General features: G+C 70.2%; 1 protein-coding gene. It reads left to right on the top strand.

Annotated features, from left to right (window positions below):
* A partial coding sequence (locus KZA10_RS17040; protein ID WP_218683493.1) for a TetR/AcrR family transcriptional regulator occupies nucleotides 1–599 on the top strand: 599 nt, incomplete at its 5' end.
* Nucleotides 600–620: the final 21 nt, after the last annotated feature.

The following is a 620-nucleotide window of genomic DNA, read 5'->3' as shown; positions in this document are numbered from 1 at the left end:
CGCCGGACACCGAACCCGGTTATGCGGTCGGCCGTCGCCGCCGCACGCAGATCCTCGCCGATGCGACGCGCCTGTTCGCACGCGACGGCTACGGCGACACCAGCCTGCAGGACATCGCCACCGCGGTCGGGGTGTCGAAGTCGACCCTGCTGCACCACTACCCGTCGAAGGAGCTGCTGCTCAGCGCCGTCCTCACCGAACGGGACAGCGCCATCAACGAGAACCAGGGGTTCTCCGGCGCAGCGTCCGCCGGAGAAGTGCTCCGCAGCATCCCCGATGGCGCCGCGCGGAGCGCGCAGGATGAGCCGGGCCTGATCGAGGTGTATGCGGTGCTCTCCTGCGAGGCGGTCCCCGCCGCCCACCCCGCGCACGACTACTTCGCGACGCGGTTCGCGAACGCGCTGGAGTACTTCACCGAGCTCTTCCGCCTCGCCCAGGTCGACGGCGACCTGCCGGCGGATCGCGACCCGGTGCACGAAGCCACGTGGCTCATCGCGATGTGGGACGGACTGCAGTACCAGTGGCTGTACGACAGGGAGCGGCTCGACATCGCGACGCACCTGCGCGCCCACCTCGACGACGTGCTGCCTCCGCGCTGAGTGCTGCGGCCTCGGATCAAG

It is taken from the genome of Microbacterium sp. BF1 (genome assembly GCF_019279095.1).
Taxonomy (GTDB): domain Bacteria; phylum Actinomycetota; class Actinomycetes; order Actinomycetales; family Microbacteriaceae; genus Microbacterium; species Microbacterium maritypicum.
Note: the sequence above shows the minus strand (reverse complement) of the source record. Positions and strands in the feature narration are given on the sequence as shown.